Origin of the sequence: Streptomyces sp. NPDC026672, from assembly GCF_040638185.1 — a bacterium.
Lineage (GTDB): Bacteria > Actinomycetota > Actinomycetes > Streptomycetales > Streptomycetaceae > Streptomyces.
Genome location: NZ_JBEZXS010000026.1, coordinates 64,224 through 79,039, shown reverse-complemented (window position 1 = coordinate 79,039; position 14,816 = coordinate 64,224). Strand labels below are relative to the sequence as shown.

Genomic DNA, 14,816 nt, shown 5'->3' with positions numbered 1-14,816 from the left:
GCATGGCACCACGACCACAGCTCACCGACCCCGGCACCGGCGCTCCGGCACAGCGGGGACGGCGCACCGCCGTCCTGCAAGTACTGCGCGAGACGGACGGCCCGGTGAGCGTGGCCGACGTGGCCGAGCGTGTCGGTGTCCACCTCAACACCGCCCGCTTCCACCTGGACGCACTGGTCGCCGACGGCATGGTGACCCGGGGCACCGCACCACGTGACGAGCCGGGGCGGCCGAAGGTGGTCTACTCGGCCGTCGCGGGTGACGGACCGGACGGCTCCCGCAGTTTCCGTCTGCTCTCCGACATCCTCCTCGGCGTCGTCTCCACCTCGGTGGAGGATCCGGTGGACGCCGCCACCCGGGCCGGTCGTTCATGGGGCTCCTACCTGACCGACGCACCCGCCCCCACCGAGCGCGTCAGCGCGGAGGACGGGGAACGCCGACTGGTGGCGGTCCTGGAGGACATCGGCTTCGTCACGGAGACGGAGACGGCGGCTGACGCGGACGGCCCCGGCGAGGAAGGCACGCCGGTCCGGAGCGCCGACCGGCGGCTCCGCCTGCATCACTGCCCGTTCCGCGAAGTGGCCCAGCGCCGCCCCGACATCGTCTGCGCGATCCACCTCGGTCTGATGCAGGGCACGGTCGAGACGCTTCGGGCCCCGCTCACCGCGGAGAGTCTCCAGCCCTTCGTCACGCCGCACCTGTGCGTGGCGACCCTACGGCGCACCGACGCGGCCTGAAGTCCGGCCTCAGGCCGGTTCCGCACCGTCCGTCCCACCACCGGCACCGCTGTCCTGAGCAAGCCGACAGCCGGAGGTCTCCTCCGCGATCCGGGCCATCAGCCCGTCGAGCACCCGCTCCGCCTGCTCCGGATCGAAGTCCTCCCCCAGCCGCTTGCGCACTCCGTCGTCGCTGAGGAGATGGTGCACGGTGGGCGTCACGCCGTGCCGGGCAAGGCAGTTGCGGGCGCACTGGAGCACACATCCGTCGACGGCGACGATCGGACGGTCGCTGCGGGCCTTGCGGACGAGGCTCGGCACATCCCCTCCGACACCGGCGATGCACGACATCTCCGCGATGCCACGCCGGTCGAGCTGGACGGCGATCCAGTTGGTCATCTGGGCCGCGCTCGAACAGCCCGAGCAGGAGTAGACAAGCGGCAGATCACGGCGGCGTTTCACCAAGGGGCCTCGCTCACGACGGCAGGGGTCGCCCGTGCACGATCCGGCGCACGGCGGCCGCGCACCGCACGGAACGGTACGCACCCCGCGAGGCTAGGCCGGGCAGTTGACGGGAGGAAGGGCCGAACGGCGGTGCCCGCCAAGGCCGTTCGGCACCCGCTCCGGCACGGGAAGGGCGTCCCCGCCTTGCTCGTCCCGTCGTTGACGAGGGTCGGCTCACTCAATCACCTCACAGCGAGCCGACGTTCCGTACTTCCAGGGGACCCGGATGGCATCGGCGCAGGAGCCGTTCCAGGCGCTGGTGCAACGTGAACCAGGCGGCGGGGCAGCCGTGACAGGCACCGCGGAGGCGGACACTGACGACGCCGTCACACACGTCGACGAGCTCGATGGTGCCACCGTGGGACCGTGCGAGGTCGCCCACCGGTCCTGCGAGGACTTCCCGGGCCGCGGTGTACAGCGCCGTGTCGTCGTGGCCATCACCCGCGTCGGTGGCCCGGACCCATCCCGCCGGGTCATCGAGGGCGAGGTGCAGCGCGGTACGGACCCGCGCACCCTCCTGGGACCAACGGCGGTCCGCACCGAGACAGGTGACGACCGTGCCGGACTCCGTCATGACCCGGGCGAGCGTGCCGTCGTCCAGCAGCGTGGCCAGCGGTGCGGGCACCTGCGCGAAGGGGCCGGTACCGGTGAGGATGCCCGCGGGGACGATCCAGCGCAGCCGGTCGGACCGGCCCGGCACCGCCTGGGGATGCAGGGGGATCATCGGCTCCGCTCACCCGCCCAGCACGATGACGAGTGTCCGGGCCAGATAGGCCATCAGCCAGGCCAGTGCCGTCAGACAGACGAATGCCGTCGCCGGCCATTTCCAGGTGCCGGTCTCCCGGCGCAGGACGGCCACGGTGGCCATGCACTGGAGCGCGTAGACGAAGTAGACCAGCAGTGCCGCGATGGTCGGCGCGGTGAACACCGCCTCGCCGGCGCGGGGCCCGTCGGAGTAGGTCATGTCCCGCAGCGCTCGCGCCGGGTCGTCGGAATCCTGGGCGGCGACCTGTCCGAGGGTGGCGACGAAGGTCTCCCGGGCGGACTGGGCGGACAGCACACCGACGTTGACGCGCCAGTCGAAGCCCAGGGGGTCGAAGACGGGGGCGACCAGCCGGCCCAGCCCTGCCGCATAGCTGTGGTCGACGGTGCAGGCGGACACGGCGACCGAGTCCGCGGGATCGACGCCTGCCGCACACGCCTGCGCGGCAGAGTGCACCGGCAGGTTCAACAGCAACCACAGGACGACGCTGGTGGCCACGATGACCGTTGAGCACTTACGCAGGAACGAACGTGCCGAGGACCACATCGCCACCAGCACCGCGCGTGCGGCGGGCAGCCGATAGGGCGGCATCTCCATGTAGAACGGCACCGCGCGGCCGTCGCGGTCCCCGAATCTCTTGAACACCCAGGCGGCCGCCAGCGCGGAGACGGCACCGAGCAGGTACAGGCCGAACATGACCAGGCCCTGCGCGCCGAACGGCCCGATCCTGACCGCCGGATCGACCAGCAGCCCGATGAGCAGGACGTACACCGGCAGTCGCGCCGAGCAGGTCATCAGCGGGGCGGCCATCATCGTGGCGAGGCGGTCCCTGGCCGAAGGCAGCGTACGGGTGGCCATGATGCCGGGGATCGCGCAGGCGAACGACGACAACAGCGCGACGAAAGCCCGGCCCTCCAGCCCGAAGCGCGCCATCACCCGGTCCATCAGGAACGCCGCCCGCGCCATGTAGCCCACGCCCTCGAGCAGGGCCAGGAGCAGGAACAGCAGCACGATCTGCGGTACGAAGACCAGCACGCCGCCCACCCCGCCGATGAGGGCGTCGCCCAGGAGCCCGGACAACCAGGGGTTGCCGACATGCGCGTCCACCTGGCCCGACAGCCGTGCGAACAGCGACTCCACCCCGTCCTGCAACGGTGCGGCCAGGGTGAACACAGTTTGGAAGAACAGCACCATCACCGCGAAGAAGACCACCGTCCCCCACAGCGGATGCAGCAGCACCGCGTCCACGCGCTGCGTGGTCCGGTGGCGCTCCGGTGGCCGGTAGTCGGCGAACGCCAGGACGGACTCGGCCCAGGCGTCCCGCTCGCCCGGCTCGGAGGGCGGTGCGAGAACCGGAACCGGCCAGGAACTCCACGTGGCAAGCTGCTCGCGCAACTGTGTGACGCCGTATCCTCGGTGCCCGACCACGGACAGCACCGGCACGCCGAGTGCCCGGGCCAACGCGTCGACGTCCAATCGGCCCTGACGACGGGCCAGTTCGTCGGTGAACGTCGCCACCACACAGGTCGGCAGCCCACGGGCCAGGATCTGCGCGAGGAGCCCCAGCGACCGCCGTAGCGTGGTGGCGTCCACGACGGCGAGCAGTGCGTCGGGCCGCTCCGCCCCCTCCAGTCGGCCGTCCAGCACATCGACCGCGATGCGCTCGTCCGGGCTGATGGGTTCCAGTCCGTAGGTCCCCGGCAGGTCCTCGACCACATACCTGTGCCCGCCGGACCGGCAGACGCCGATGGACTGGGACACGGTCACCCCGGGATAGTTGCCGGTCTTGGCACCCAGCCCCGTCAGACCGTTGAACACGCTGCTCTTGCCCGAGTTGGGACTGCCCACCAAAGCGATCCGCGGCGCCCCGGTCCGTGACGCGTCCCGGCCACCGCCCTCGTGGCAGCCCGCGCTCACCGCTTCTCCTCTGCGCCGGTCTCTCCTGCGCCGGTCTCCTCTACGACGGTCTCCTCTACGACGTGCACAGACACGGCCTGCTCCCGACGCAGGCACACCTCGTAGTCCCGCACCCGGTAGATGACCGGGTCGCGCAGCGGTGCCCGGCACACCACCTCCACGGGCGTCCCGGGCGTGAACCCCAAGTCGCCCAACCGGCGCGCCACTTCAGGTACGCCGTCGGCGATGACGGCCGCGACCTCGGCGCGAGCACCAGGTGCCAGGTCGGCGAGAGTACGCGGGGCGGCCTGGACGACGGCGGCCCCCTGTCCGACGGGCTTGCCGGATTCCCCTTCAGCGCTGCTCATTCGTCCCTCCCACGCATGGAGCGGGCAAACCCCACCCCAAGTGTTAGTAAGGCTAGGCTCACCTTATGAGTCGAGCTGGGGTTGTTCGGCCCGTACGCCTGGGCCTTCCGACCCCACCCATCGGGGCCGCACAGCCCCGAGGCAGCCTGCTGTTGGGAGGCGGCGGCACGAGCGGCGTTCAAGCCGGATACACAGCACCTGCCTTCGATTCCTCGCCGTCAGGCTTGGCGGGCGTAGGACGCGAGGCGGTCGGCGAGCGCGGTGACGGCGTCGCGCAGTTCATCGGGGCGTTCGATGACAAACGGCCGGTCGAGTGAGGCGAGTACGGGAGGCAACCAGTCGAGCCGCTGCGCCCGTAGTTCGACGCGCATCCAGCGCTCGGCCGCCCTCTCCCGGCCTGCCGCGGGCTCGTACTCCTCCAGGGTCGCGATGCCGGCGGGCAGGCGGGCGCGGATCTGCTCGACCGTCCCGTGGATCCGCAGGACCACCTCATGCCGGTACTCGGCCGTGGCGAATCCCGACAACAGGCGCTGTGCCGGACCGGGGCCCGCGGGCACCTCGAAGGAGCCGGGCAGCGCCCTCGCGTCCGCGATGCGATCGAGCCGGAAGGTCCGGTCCTCGCCGATCTCGGGGTCCGCGCCCGTGACGTACCACCGGCCCGCATGGGCGACGATCCCGAACGCGTGCAGCGTGCGTTCGCTGCGCCGTCCGTCGCGGTCGGTGTAGCGGATCAGGACCGGTCGACGGTGGCGCACCGCATCGGCGACGGCCAGCAGGACCCCGGCGTCCGGGGTGTCGAACTCGCCGGGCCGGTCCGTGAAGGCAAGGGCCTCCATGAGTGTGTCGAGCCGACGGGCGATGTGCTTGGGCAGCACCCGCCGGATCTTCGCCGACGCCGTCTCGTTCGCCGTGCGCTCCGCCGTCGTCAAACCTGCTCGGCGGCCGGCGACCAGGCCGAGCAGCACGGCAAGCGCCTCGTCGTCGCTGAGCATGAGCGGCGGCAGGCGGTACCCGGGGGCGAGCCGGTAACCGCCGTAGCGGCCGCGCACCGATTCCACGGGCACGTCCAGGTCGATCAACTGGTCGACGTACCGCCGCACGGTGCGCCCTTCGACGCCGAGCCGGTCGGCGAGTTCGGCCACGGTCCGGGTGCCGCCCGATTGCAGCAGTTCCAGGAGTGTCAGCACGCGGCCGGTGGGTCGAGACATGTGCACAATCTAAGGCGGATACCGGACCTATTCTGTCCGCTATTTCTCCTAGCCTGCGGAGCGCACGCCTTCAGCACAGCCAGGGAGATCCCATGGACTTCGTTTCCATCCGCATCATCACCAGCGACGTGGCGCGTCTCGTCGCGTTCTACGAGCGCGCCACGGGGGCGCGGGCGACATGGGCCACCGAGGACTTCGCCGAGCTCAGGACCGCGGGCGCGACCCTCGCGATCGCCGGCACCCGCACCGTCCCGCTGTTCGCCCCGGGCTCCGCCCGCCCGGCGGACAACCACAGTGTGATCACCGAGTTCCTCGTGGACGACGTGGACCGTGTGCACCGGGACCTGACCGGTTTCGTCACGGACTTCGTCACCGAGCCCACCACGATGCCCTGGGGCAACCGGTCGCTGTTGTTCCGCGACCCCGACGGCAACCTCGTCAACTTCTTCACGCCCGTCACCCCGGCGGCCATAGTGAAGTTCGCACGCTGACGTCACGCACCTCCGCTCACTTGAGGTCGGCGGCGGCGTCGTACGTGCGCTGGTGGCTGCGGATCTCCTCGTGCCGGTCGGCGGACCAGGCCGCCAGTTCCAGCACGGTGGTCAACAGGGACGTGCCGAGCGCGGTCAAGGAGTACTCGACGCGGGGCGGGACCTCCGCGTACGCGGTCCGCTCGACCAGCCCGCTACGGCAGAGCTGCTTGAGGGTGAGGGTCAGCATCCGCTGGGAAATGCCCGGGATGGCGTGGGCGAGGTCGGAGTAGCGCACGGGGCCGTCGGACAGGGTGCCGACGATCAGCACGCTCCACTTGTCCCCGACCAGGTCGAGGATCTCGCGGATGAAGTCGGCGTCCTCGTCCGCCCAGTGGGCGCACGGCCCGGGGGCCTGCCGGACGTTCGCCCGTACGTTCGTACGCCCCTGTCGGAGCTCCTTGCCGGCGCTCACACCCGCCCCTCTCTCGCGATCCACACACATGGATGTGCCTTTTGTATCGCTTGTGAGTCTAATGCACAGTGTGGCTACGAACAGATAGTGAGTTTCGAGAGAGGCCACCCGTGAAAATCGAGTTCTGGTCGGACATCATCTGCCCGTACTGCGGCTTGATGGACCACCGGCTCCGGCTGGCGCTGGAGCGTTTCGAGCACGCCGACGAGGTCCAGGTCGTCCACCGCTCCTTCCAGCTCCACCCCGACCTGCCGCGCACCGGTGTCACCCAGCGGCGGCTGCTGGAGATGCACAACATCCCCGCATCGAAGGGAGAGCAGATCTTCGCCCCCATCGAGAGCGCCGCCCGCGCGGAAGGTCTGGAGCCCTACCACGCGCTGGAACGGACGATGGGCCCGACCGACCACGCGCACGAGCTGCTCGCCCTCGCCACCGACAAGGGGCGCGGAAGCGAGGTGTGGACGGCGATGTTCCGCGCCCATTTCGGGCAGAACCGCGCCTTGTGGACCATGGACGAGGTCCTCGACTTCGCCACCGACGTCGGCCTGGACCCCGCCGAGGCCGCCGAGGCGCTGCGCACACGGCGCTACCGGACCCGAGTGGCCGCCGATCAGCACGAGGCCCAGCGGCTCGGCGCCCGGGGCACACCGTTCATCACCCTCGGCCGCACCTACGCCGTGCCGGGCGCCGTCAGCACCGACGAACTCCTCGCCACGATGACCAAGGCGTGGGAGAGCACCCACCCCGATCCCCAGCCACTGCGGGTACTCGCCGAAGCCGACGGCGCCTGCGGTCCGGACAGCTGCGCCGTACCCCCGCCTGCGGCCTCCTGACCCGATTCCGCTCCGTCCCGGACTTCACCCGTCCCGGACTTCACGCCGTCCCGACAGCACACCATCCCGAACATCGCGCCGGAAGAAAGATCACCGTCCCATGTCCTATCTGCTGCGCATCGACGCCTCCGCCTCCGGCGACTCCTCCTTCTCCCGCCAGGTCGCCGACTCCTTCACCGACGCGTGGAGCGGCGCCGTCGTCCACCGCGACCTCGCACTCGACCCCGTCGGCCACCTGGACGCCGTCGGCATCACCGCCCGCACCACGGACCCCGGCGAGCACACCCCGGAGCAGAAGGCCGCGGCCCTCCTCCAGGACGAGCTGGTCGAGGAATTCCTCGGTGCCGACGCCTACCTCTTCGCCGTACCGCTCTACAACTACTCGATGCCCTCGGTCTTCAAGGCGTGGCTGGACCACACCATGGTCGTCGGCAGGACCATCGGCCTGGGCAGCTCCGTGCCCAGCGCCGGCCGCCCCGCCCTCGTCGTCTCCGCCCGTGGCGGCGGATACGGCCCGGGCTCACCCCAGCACGGAAAGGACTTCCTGGTCCCCACTCTGGAAACCGTCCTCGGCGATCCGAACCTGATGGCCCTCGACGTCCGCACCATCACTCCCGAGCTGACCTACGCGCTCATCGCGGAACCCCTCCGGCACCTGCTGCCGCAGCACCGGTCCTCCCTGGAGGAGGCGCACACGCAGGCGCTCCGGCAGGCCGAGGAGTTCGCCCGCATCACGGCCGCCCGGGCAAGGGCCTGACACGTGGACGTGCGGGTCTGAACGACTTCCCGAATCCGGTGTCACAAGCAGAGCGGCTGTCCGGTCTCATCCAGTGCAGGCCGCTCGCTTGCATCGGTGCCGATGAACAGCTCCCCCGCCGGGGCGGACGGCACCGAGGAGACAACACCTCGGAAGGGAATCCGTCATGAAGGTCGTAGTGATCGGTGGGACCGGGCTCATCGGCTCGAAGGTCGTCGCCAGGCTCAACGAGCACGGGCACGAGGCGGTCGCGGCCGCGCCCAACACCGGTGTGAACACCCTGACCGGTGTGGGCCTGGCCGAGGTCCTGGAGGGCGCGTCGGTCGTGGTCGACGTGTCCAACTCCCCCTCGTTCGACGACGAGGCGGTGTGGGAGTTCTTCCGCACCTCCACGACCAATCTGCTGAAGGCGGAGGCCGCCGCCGGTGTACGGCATCACGTGGCGCTGTCCGTGGTCGGCACCGACCGCCTCCAGAAGAGCGGGTACTTCCGCGCCAAGCAGGCCCAGGAAGAGCTGATCAAGGCGTCCGGCACCCCCTACTCCATCGTCCACGCCACCCAGTTCTTCGAGTTCGCGAAGGGACTCGCCGACGGGATGACCGAGGGTGACACCGTGCGTGTGCCCGCCGCGAGGATCCAGCCCATCGCCTCCGACGACGTGGCCGCTGCCGTCGGCCGCGCCGCGGTCGGTGCTCCGGTCGACGGGGTGGTGGAGGTCGCGGGCCCTGAGGCGTTCCAGCTCGACGAGTTCATTCGTACGGGGCTCGCCGCCCAGAACGACCCCCGTACGGTCGTCACCGACCCGAGCTCCACCTACTGGGGTGCCGAACTGCACGACGACACGCTCCTGCCGGGCCCCGACGCCGGCATCGGCGAGATCGCCTTCGCCGACTGGCTCGCCCGGCAGCGGTAGGGCGCGAAGGGTGGCTCCTGCCGGAAGGCGGGGGCCACCCAACCCGTCCGTGCGGGGGTCAGCTGCTCCAGCTGTCCAGGTTCAGCCCGCCGTTGACGAACTCCACCCGCACCGTGTGCACGGTGTTCTGGGTGAAGGTGAAGTGCCCGGCGTTCACGGTCCGGTAGTTCTCCCAGCCGGCGGCGGGGACCGCGGTGACCGGGCCCGCCTTGCCGTCGACGACGACCCTCACCTGGCGGCCCGCCTGGTCGGTGGACATCCGCAGCGTGATGTCGGCCGAAGTACCGCCCAGCGCAACCTCGTTCCACTGCACCCAGTCACCCGAGGCGGTGCTGCCGACGGCCCACCCGTTGTTCGGCTCGGTGCGCACCACCGTCAGACCGTCGTCCCGGTAGACCGGATTGCCGTTGCCCGCACCGTTCTTGGCGTAGGAGTCGGCGGTCTCACCCTGGATGGTGCGATGCGCCGGGTAGGGGTTCGGGCCGCACTGGCGCAGGATGTTGAGCATCTGGCCCGGGTAGTCGTAGTGCGTCTGGTCGTACGGGGCGTTGCGGCCGCGCCACATCGCCGCGTTCTCCTCCCAGTCGGTGAAGCCCTCGACCAAGGTGATGGCGGCGCCCCCGTCCACCGTGGCGGCCAGGTTCTTCTTGAAGGTGTTGCCGTGGTCGGGGTCGATGTTCATGTTGGTGCTTCCACTGGCGAAGTGGAATCCCGGCACGGTGGCGGCGAACTTCTTCCCCTTGAAGGTCTCCATGGTGTACGGCTGCGACATGTTGAACCAGCTGTCCACGCCGTCCGCCACATCGGCGACGGCCGGGTCCTCGTTCAGCCAGGCGGTGTCGACGATCATGAAGGGGTCGACCCCGAACTCGGCCTTGGCCCGGTCCTTCACATAGCGAAGCATGGCCGCGGCGTTGCCGTTGCCCTGGTTGGTGAACATCGCGTCACCCAGCGACCATTCGTAGATGACCGGGCGCCCGTCGATGGTCTGGCGCATGTCCGCGGGGACGGCCTCGAAGTAGTGACGGAGGTTGTAGTCCCAGATGTACTTGTAGCCGCCCTCCCCCGTGCCGTTCTTGTCGCCGACGTCGAACTTGGGGTCGTAGCCGCCCTTGCCGTGCTTGTCGAGGTTCTTGTGGTCGGTCAGCGAGGCCGCGGTGTCGTCGAGGGCGCTGACCTTGAGCCCGGAGCCGCTCCGCCGGATCGCGGCGACCAGGTCGGCCAGCTTGGTGGTGTCGCCCGCGCTGTTGGCGTTCTGCGGGTTCGACGGAATGTGGCCGCGGATCGTGGGGGCGACGAAGCTCACGCCCGCCGTGTTCAGCTCCTCGACATAGGAGTCCCAGAAGTGGGCCTCGTTGCCGTCGGGCCGGAACATCGGCTTGTTGTAGATCGCATTGCCCTGGTTGTTGTACGGGCCGCCCTTCAGCGTGGTCCCCGAGAAGCCGAACGTGACGCCGAGCGGCCCTCGTGCGGCCGCCACCCCGGCCGGCTCGGCCGCGGGCGCGGCGCCCCCGGTAGTGGTGGCCGCCCCCGCCGTCTGGAGCCCGGACCCGCCCACAAGGGCGAGCGCGAGGATCCCGCTGCTCCAGCCAACTCGTCTGCCACGTAAGCCTGTACGGCCGCGAAGACGCATCGCCGTCCCTCTTCCCTCGAAGTCACTCAAACGTTTGCGTGACAGAGTCGTGGAGAAACCCGACGGGCCGCAAGTGACCTCCACACCATCAACCCGTTGTCTGCCGGAGGACCACACGTATGCCGTCGCAAGGTCTACAACCTCAACGACCTGATCAGCCCGGCCGAGTCCGATACTCCCTTCCGGGAAACCACGGCCCAGCGGATCGACCAGATCCTCAGACCAGCTACGCCTGTTGACCCGACGTTGGGTGCGGTTCCTTGCAGGGAAAGGAGCGTCTTGGCTGGGTGCGGCTATGAAGCGTCGTCGTAGGCGAGGTGGGTGCCGCAGACGGTGCAGCGGAAGAGCACTTGCGTCCTGCCCGAGGTGGTTCAGAAAGTTCTCGAGCCGGGATGCGTCGCGCCAACCGCCGATCCGTAGGTCGGTTCGAAGCTGGTCGAGTGCGTCGGATGGTAACGGAAGGAGGGCAGGTTGGCGCTCACCAGTGCGGACAGACTGCGACCCATGAGGTTCACAGGTGTGCCCACCGACACGCAGACCACCAGCGTTGATGCGTAGTCCCGTGATCAAGCGACGAGTTCCAACCGCCGCCGGTCCGGGGTGGGGTGGCGGCGTTCGTGCTCGCGTGCGCCGTGGAAACGCCGGTAGGGATCGCGCCGGTAGCGATCGGCCACCCGTTGTTGAGCGCGGTGTTGTAGTGAAGCTCGTCGAGGTGGCCGATCAGGTAGCGAGGGCTTGTCTCCCCCCTGAGGTTGGCCGTCACCATCAACCGGCGGTGGAAAACGCAGCGGAGCGGAGAGCTCAGTTTCGGCGGTGTCGGTCGTAGTGCCGTTGCGCCTTGGCGCGGTTGCCGCAGGCGGTCATCGAGCACCAGCGACGTGTGCCGTTCTTCGAGATGTCGTAGAAGTGCAGGACGCACTCGTGGTTGGCGCAGGGGCGGATTCGTTCGGGCCGGTCGGCGACGAGCGTCAGCCAGTTCTCCGCCGCCAGCCAGGCCGGCAGCCAGGCCACGTCCGCCTCGGGCGTGGTTTCCGGTCCTCCGTCGGGGCGCAGCAGCCGCCGGATCCTCCCGTGTTCCAGCACCTCGTTGAGGCCCTCTATCGCCTCGGGCGCGGGCCGGTCCAAGGATGTGACGATTTGAGCGAGGGCCGCGCGGGTCTTCAGGAGGGCGTCCAGAGTCCGGCGGTCGGCCACGACCCGCACGTCTCTCAGGAGCGGGCGTACCGACTCGCTCTCCAGCCACACGGCCAAGCCCTCGGTGCTGTCCAGCAGGTCGTGCCGAACTCCTGCGTCGACCCATCGGGTGTTCAGCAGGTCGATGGAGAGGGGCTCGCCCGTCAGTGGCCGGGGGTCGGCGTGCGGGGAGGGGGACAAGGGCGTGCCTTTCTCGTCAGGACTACGAATTCCCCTACCAGCCTAACCGGTAAAGGCGCGAACACGAGTTGACGATCTCGGAACCTAACCCCTAACGTCACTTTCAACGGTTGCGAGGGCTTCTCGCGGCCCTTCACCGACCCGAAGGCATGGCGATTCCACGATGAGCACGGCGAACAACCTGCAGACCGGCCACATCGGCCTGAACGTCACCGACCTGGACCGCTCGCTCGCCTTCTACCAGAAGGTGTTCGATTTCGAGGTGATGGCAGAGGGCAAGGACGACGGCCGCCGCTGGGCCTTCCTCGGTCGCGACTCCAGGCTCCTCGTCACGCTCTGGCAGCAGAGCGACGGCGCGTTCCCGACGGACAAGGCGGGCTTGCACCACCTGTCCTTCCAGGTCGACTCCATGGAAGAGGTCAAGGCCACCGAAGCCGTCCTGAAGGCCATGGGGGCCGAGTTCGCCTACCAGGGCGTGGTCCCGCACGGCGAGAGCGGGACCTCCGGCGGGATCTTCTTCACCGACCCTGACGGCATCCGCCTCGAGATCTACGCGCCCACCGGTGCCGACCCCGCCGACGCCCCCACCGCCGGAGCACCCACCTGCGGCTTCTTCTAGGACCCCGACCACAAGGGCCCGCCAGGCGGACCCCGGCGCCCGCTCCCCCTCGGTCACCTCGAAGGAAAGGAATGCCATGGCCACGTACCACAGCGGTGAGATCGCCGTGCAGGAGCGAGCGCAGCTCGCCCATCGGGCGAGCTCCTCCCTCGGAGGCATCGGCGACTCCATACCCGCCGTAGCGGCGGAATTCCTCGCCCAACAGCCGATGATCGTCATCGGGGGGACCGACTCCGCTGGCCGGGTCTGGGCCACTCAGCTGACGGGGGCGCCAGGTTTCCTCCGCGTACCCGACCCCCATACCCTCACGGTGCACACCCTCCCCCACCCGGAGGATCCCCTGGCCGAGGTCCTCTTTCCGGCCGGCGGACACTCCACAGACCCTCCCACCAGCGCTCCTGCCCGGATCGGCATGATCGCCATCGAACCCGCCACCCGGCGCAGGATGCGCGTCAACGGCCGCGCCTTCAGGGAAGGGGACGGACTGCGCGTCGAACTCGACCAGGTCGTCGCCAACTGCCCCAAGTACCTGCAGAAGCGGGAGTACGGGACACTCACCTCCCGCGAGACCGAGACCGGTGCAGGTTCGCGTACCGTCACCGATGGCACTGAGCTGACCGCCGCACAACAGCGCTCCGTGAGCCTCGCGGACACCTTCTTCATCGCCACCACCTCCGACAACGGCGACGCCGACGCATCCCACCGCGGCGGCAACCCCGGATTCCTCCAGGTCCTGTCCCCCACCCTGCTGCGCTGGCCGGACTACACGGGCAACGCGATGTTCCTGACACTGGGGAACCTCCTGGTCAACCCGGCCGCAGGCGTCCTCGTGCCCGACTGGGACACGGGCTCGCTCCTGCACCTCAGCGGTACCGCCCACACGGTGTGGGACGCCGAGGAGATCGCCGCCGTACCGGGGGCGCAACGCCTGGTGGAGTTCCGTATCGAGGCGGTTCGGGAGATACCGGCAGCCTCGCCGCTGCGCTGGACCCCGCCCGACTACTCACGCTTCAACCCACCTGTCGCCTGACACACAAGGGGCCGACGTCCGCAGCCGACAGCGCTTGGCCGCCCTGAGCAGCACGCTCACCGACACCACCGCCAGGCAGAGCGGGTCGACGGCCCAGCACTGGCTCCGTTTCTCATCACCAGCTCGCCCCACCGCCTCCGACACGCTCCCGCCGAGGTGACGAAAGCCGCGGCCCCCCGCCCCGTACCCGCCATCACGATCCACCCAGCCACGCCATGAATGGGCCCGCCCCCTCGAACGTGGTGATCGTAGGCACCTCACTCGCCGACCTGCGCACCGCCGAAGCCCTGCGAGCGCAGGCCTCACTGTTTCATGCACTGCTCGACGATGGTCGCGACCCGTTCTGTCACCTGTGAGTTCTGGTGTGCTCGGCGGGCGAGTCCCAGGGTGACGGATTCGGTCTCGACGAGCGGTGTGTAGGCGACGCCGTCCAGGCGGAGACTTTGCACGGATTCCGGGACCAGGGCGACGCCGTGGCCGGCCGCGACGAAGACGACCAGGGTGGAGGTCTCGCCCACCTCGATCAGTGGCGAGGGTTCGAAGCCGGCGCGGGCGCAGGCGGCGAGGACTCGGCCGTGCATGGAGGACCGGCCGCGGGAGGGGTGGATGACAAAGGGCTCGTCGGCCAGTGCCGCGAGGGGAATCGGGCCCTGGCCTGCCAGCGGATGGCTGGTGGGAAGAGCGGCCACCAGTCGTTCCGACCGGAGAGCGGTGAAGTCGACGGTCGCGTCCGTCGGGTTGCCGGAGCGCAGGAGGGCGAGGTCGTAGGTGCCGTCCCGAAGACCCTCGATCAGCTCGGGGCTGAGCAGTTCACCGCGCAGTTCGAGGACCACGTCCGGGAGCTGCGCCTGTACGGTGCGAGCGATCCGCGGCAGGACGTCGTACGTGGCCGTGCCGACGAAGCCGATGGACACGCGTCCGGCGCGACCGGCGGCCAGCAGTGCCATGTGTTCCTCGGCCCGTTCGACCTCGGCCAGGATCGACCGCGCGTGTGTGACCAGGTGACGACCGGCTTCGGTGGGTTCGACCCGCCTCGTGGTGCGGGTGAAGAGCGTCGTCCCGAGTTCCCGCTCCAGTTGCTTCAGCTGCTGCGAGAGGGCGGATTGCGCTACGTGCAGGCGCTGCGCCGCGCGGCCGAAGTGACATTCCTCGGCGAGTGCGAGGACGTAGCGGGCATGTCGGAGCTCCATGGAGCCATCTTATCCGTCTCAGTGATTAATCAAGAAGTAATAGGTATTGGACGAGATCAATGGATGG

The 14,816-nt window shown here is 69.5% G+C and carries 16 protein-coding genes; 7 read left to right on the top strand and 9 right to left on the bottom strand.

The annotated features are described in order from the left end of the window. Positions 1-2 precede the first annotated feature (2 nt). On the top strand, positions 3-737 hold the full coding sequence (locus tag AB0F77_RS27505) for a helix-turn-helix domain-containing protein (protein WP_361954143.1): 735 nt from the start codon (positions 3-5) through the stop codon (positions 735-737). Positions 738-746: 9 nt separating this feature from the next. Here AB0F77_RS27505 and AB0F77_RS27500 read toward each other — a convergent pair whose 3' ends face one another. The 5 genes from AB0F77_RS27500 to AB0F77_RS27480 form a co-directional block, all read right to left on the bottom strand. Continuing rightward, positions 747-1,178 (bottom strand): putative zinc-binding protein, encoded by a 432-nt coding sequence (locus tag AB0F77_RS27500; protein WP_361954140.1) that lies wholly within the window; start codon positions 1,176-1,178, stop codon positions 747-749. A gap of 229 nt (positions 1,179-1,407) precedes the next feature. Next, complete coding sequence (locus tag AB0F77_RS27495) at positions 1,408-1,602, bottom strand: NifU family protein (RefSeq protein WP_361954257.1); 195 nt, start codon at positions 1,600-1,602, stop codon at positions 1,408-1,410. Between the two features lie 351 nt (positions 1,603-1,953). After that, positions 1,954-3,900 carry a ferrous iron transporter B gene (locus tag AB0F77_RS27490; RefSeq protein WP_361954137.1) on the bottom strand — a complete coding sequence of 649 codons (1,947 nt, stop codon included), beginning with the start codon at positions 3,898-3,900 and terminating at the stop codon, positions 1,954-1,956. Continuing rightward, the gene (locus tag AB0F77_RS27485; protein WP_361954134.1) at positions 3,897-4,247 is read right to left on the bottom strand and encodes a FeoA family protein; all 351 of its coding nucleotides are present in this window, start codon (positions 4,245-4,247) and stop codon (positions 3,897-3,899) included. The genes AB0F77_RS27490 and AB0F77_RS27485 overlap by 4 nt, the downstream gene beginning before the upstream one ends. Before the next feature lie 218 nt (positions 4,248-4,465). After that, positions 4,466-5,455: a YafY family protein gene (locus tag AB0F77_RS27480; RefSeq protein ID WP_361954131.1), complete on the bottom strand. Its 990-nt coding sequence runs from the start codon at positions 5,453-5,455 to the stop codon at positions 4,466-4,468. Positions 5,456-5,547: 92 nt separating this feature from the next. Here AB0F77_RS27480 and AB0F77_RS27475 point away from each other — a divergent pair, with 92 nt between their 5' ends. Further along, entirely contained in the window at positions 5,548-5,946 is a 399-nt protein-coding gene (locus AB0F77_RS27475) for a VOC family protein (RefSeq protein ID WP_361954128.1), read from the top strand. A 16-nt stretch (positions 5,947-5,962) separates the two neighbouring features. On the opposite strand, the gene AB0F77_RS27470 is transcribed toward AB0F77_RS27475, so the two are convergent. Further along, positions 5,963-6,400, bottom strand: a complete 438-nt coding sequence (locus tag AB0F77_RS27470; protein WP_361954125.1) for a helix-turn-helix domain-containing protein — start codon at positions 6,398-6,400, stop codon at positions 5,963-5,965. Between the two features lie 110 nt (positions 6,401-6,510). Between AB0F77_RS27470 and AB0F77_RS27465 the strand changes: the two genes are divergently transcribed. The 3 genes from AB0F77_RS27465 to AB0F77_RS27455 all read left to right on the top strand — a co-directional run bounded on the left by AB0F77_RS27465 (position 6,511) and on the right by AB0F77_RS27455 (position 8,903). Then, complete coding sequence (locus AB0F77_RS27465; protein WP_361954122.1) at positions 6,511-7,233, top strand: DsbA family oxidoreductase; 723 nt, start codon at positions 6,511-6,513, stop codon at positions 7,231-7,233. A gap of 100 nt (positions 7,234-7,333) precedes the next feature. Further along, a complete protein-coding gene (locus AB0F77_RS27460) occupies positions 7,334-7,990 on the top strand; it encodes an NAD(P)H-dependent oxidoreductase (protein ID WP_361954119.1) in 657 nt (218 codons plus the stop codon). 166 nt (positions 7,991-8,156) lie between these two features. Next, a complete protein-coding gene (locus AB0F77_RS27455; RefSeq protein ID WP_361954116.1) occupies positions 8,157-8,903 on the top strand; it encodes an SDR family oxidoreductase in 747 nt (248 codons plus the stop codon). 58 nt (positions 8,904-8,961) lie between these two features. On the opposite strand, the gene AB0F77_RS27450 is transcribed toward AB0F77_RS27455, so the two are convergent. Together AB0F77_RS27450 and AB0F77_RS27445 are read right to left on the bottom strand one after the other, a co-directional pair. Continuing rightward, complete coding sequence (locus AB0F77_RS27450) at positions 8,962-10,383, bottom strand: DUF5010 domain-containing protein (RefSeq protein WP_361954113.1); 1,422 nt, start codon at positions 10,381-10,383, stop codon at positions 8,962-8,964. A gap of 954 nt (positions 10,384-11,337) precedes the next feature. Then, on the bottom strand, positions 11,338-11,910 hold the full coding sequence (locus AB0F77_RS27445; protein WP_361954110.1) for a CGNR zinc finger domain-containing protein: 573 nt from the start codon (positions 11,908-11,910) through the stop codon (positions 11,338-11,340). Between the two features lie 163 nt (positions 11,911-12,073). Here AB0F77_RS27445 and AB0F77_RS27440 point away from each other — a divergent pair, with 163 nt between their 5' ends. Together AB0F77_RS27440 and AB0F77_RS27435 are read left to right on the top strand one after the other, a co-directional pair. Beyond that, positions 12,074-12,529 (top strand): VOC family protein, encoded by a 456-nt coding sequence (locus AB0F77_RS27440; protein ID WP_361954107.1) that lies wholly within the window; start codon positions 12,074-12,076, stop codon positions 12,527-12,529. A gap of 76 nt (positions 12,530-12,605) precedes the next feature. Continuing rightward, positions 12,606-13,559 carry a pyridoxamine 5'-phosphate oxidase family protein gene (locus AB0F77_RS27435; protein WP_361954104.1) on the top strand — a complete coding sequence of 318 codons (954 nt, stop codon included), beginning with the start codon at positions 12,606-12,608 and terminating at the stop codon, positions 13,557-13,559. 302 nt (positions 13,560-13,861) lie between these two features. Here the strand turns inward: AB0F77_RS27435 and AB0F77_RS27430 are convergent, their stop codons facing one another. After that, positions 13,862-14,749, bottom strand: coding sequence for a LysR family transcriptional regulator (locus AB0F77_RS27430; RefSeq protein WP_361954101.1), 888 nt, complete (start codon positions 14,747-14,749; stop codon positions 13,862-13,864). Positions 14,750-14,816 lie beyond the last annotated feature (67 nt).

Coding starts and splice junctions, on each gene's coding strand:
- AB0F77_RS27435 (WP_361954104.1), top strand. CDS start 12,606: ATGGCCACGTACCACAGCGGTGAGATCGCCGTGCAGGAGCGAGCGCAG.
- AB0F77_RS27455 (WP_361954116.1), top strand. CDS start 8,157: ATGAAGGTCGTAGTGATCGGTGGGACCGGGCTCATCGGCTCGAAGGTC.
- AB0F77_RS27430 (WP_361954101.1), bottom strand. CDS start 14,749: ATGGAGCTCCGACATGCCCGCTACGTCCTCGCACTCGCCGAGGAATGT.
- AB0F77_RS27505 (WP_361954143.1), top strand. CDS start 3: ATGGCACCACGACCACAGCTCACCGACCCCGGCACCGGCGCTCCGGCA.
- AB0F77_RS27440 (WP_361954107.1), top strand. CDS start 12,074: ATGAGCACGGCGAACAACCTGCAGACCGGCCACATCGGCCTGAACGTC.
- AB0F77_RS27460 (WP_361954119.1), top strand. CDS start 7,334: ATGTCCTATCTGCTGCGCATCGACGCCTCCGCCTCCGGCGACTCCTCC.
- AB0F77_RS27485 (WP_361954134.1), bottom strand. CDS start 4,247: ATGAGCAGCGCTGAAGGGGAATCCGGCAAGCCCGTCGGACAGGGGGCC.
- AB0F77_RS27475 (WP_361954128.1), top strand. CDS start 5,548: ATGGACTTCGTTTCCATCCGCATCATCACCAGCGACGTGGCGCGTCTC.
- AB0F77_RS27480 (WP_361954131.1), bottom strand. CDS start 5,455: ATGTCTCGACCCACCGGCCGCGTGCTGACACTCCTGGAACTGCTGCAA.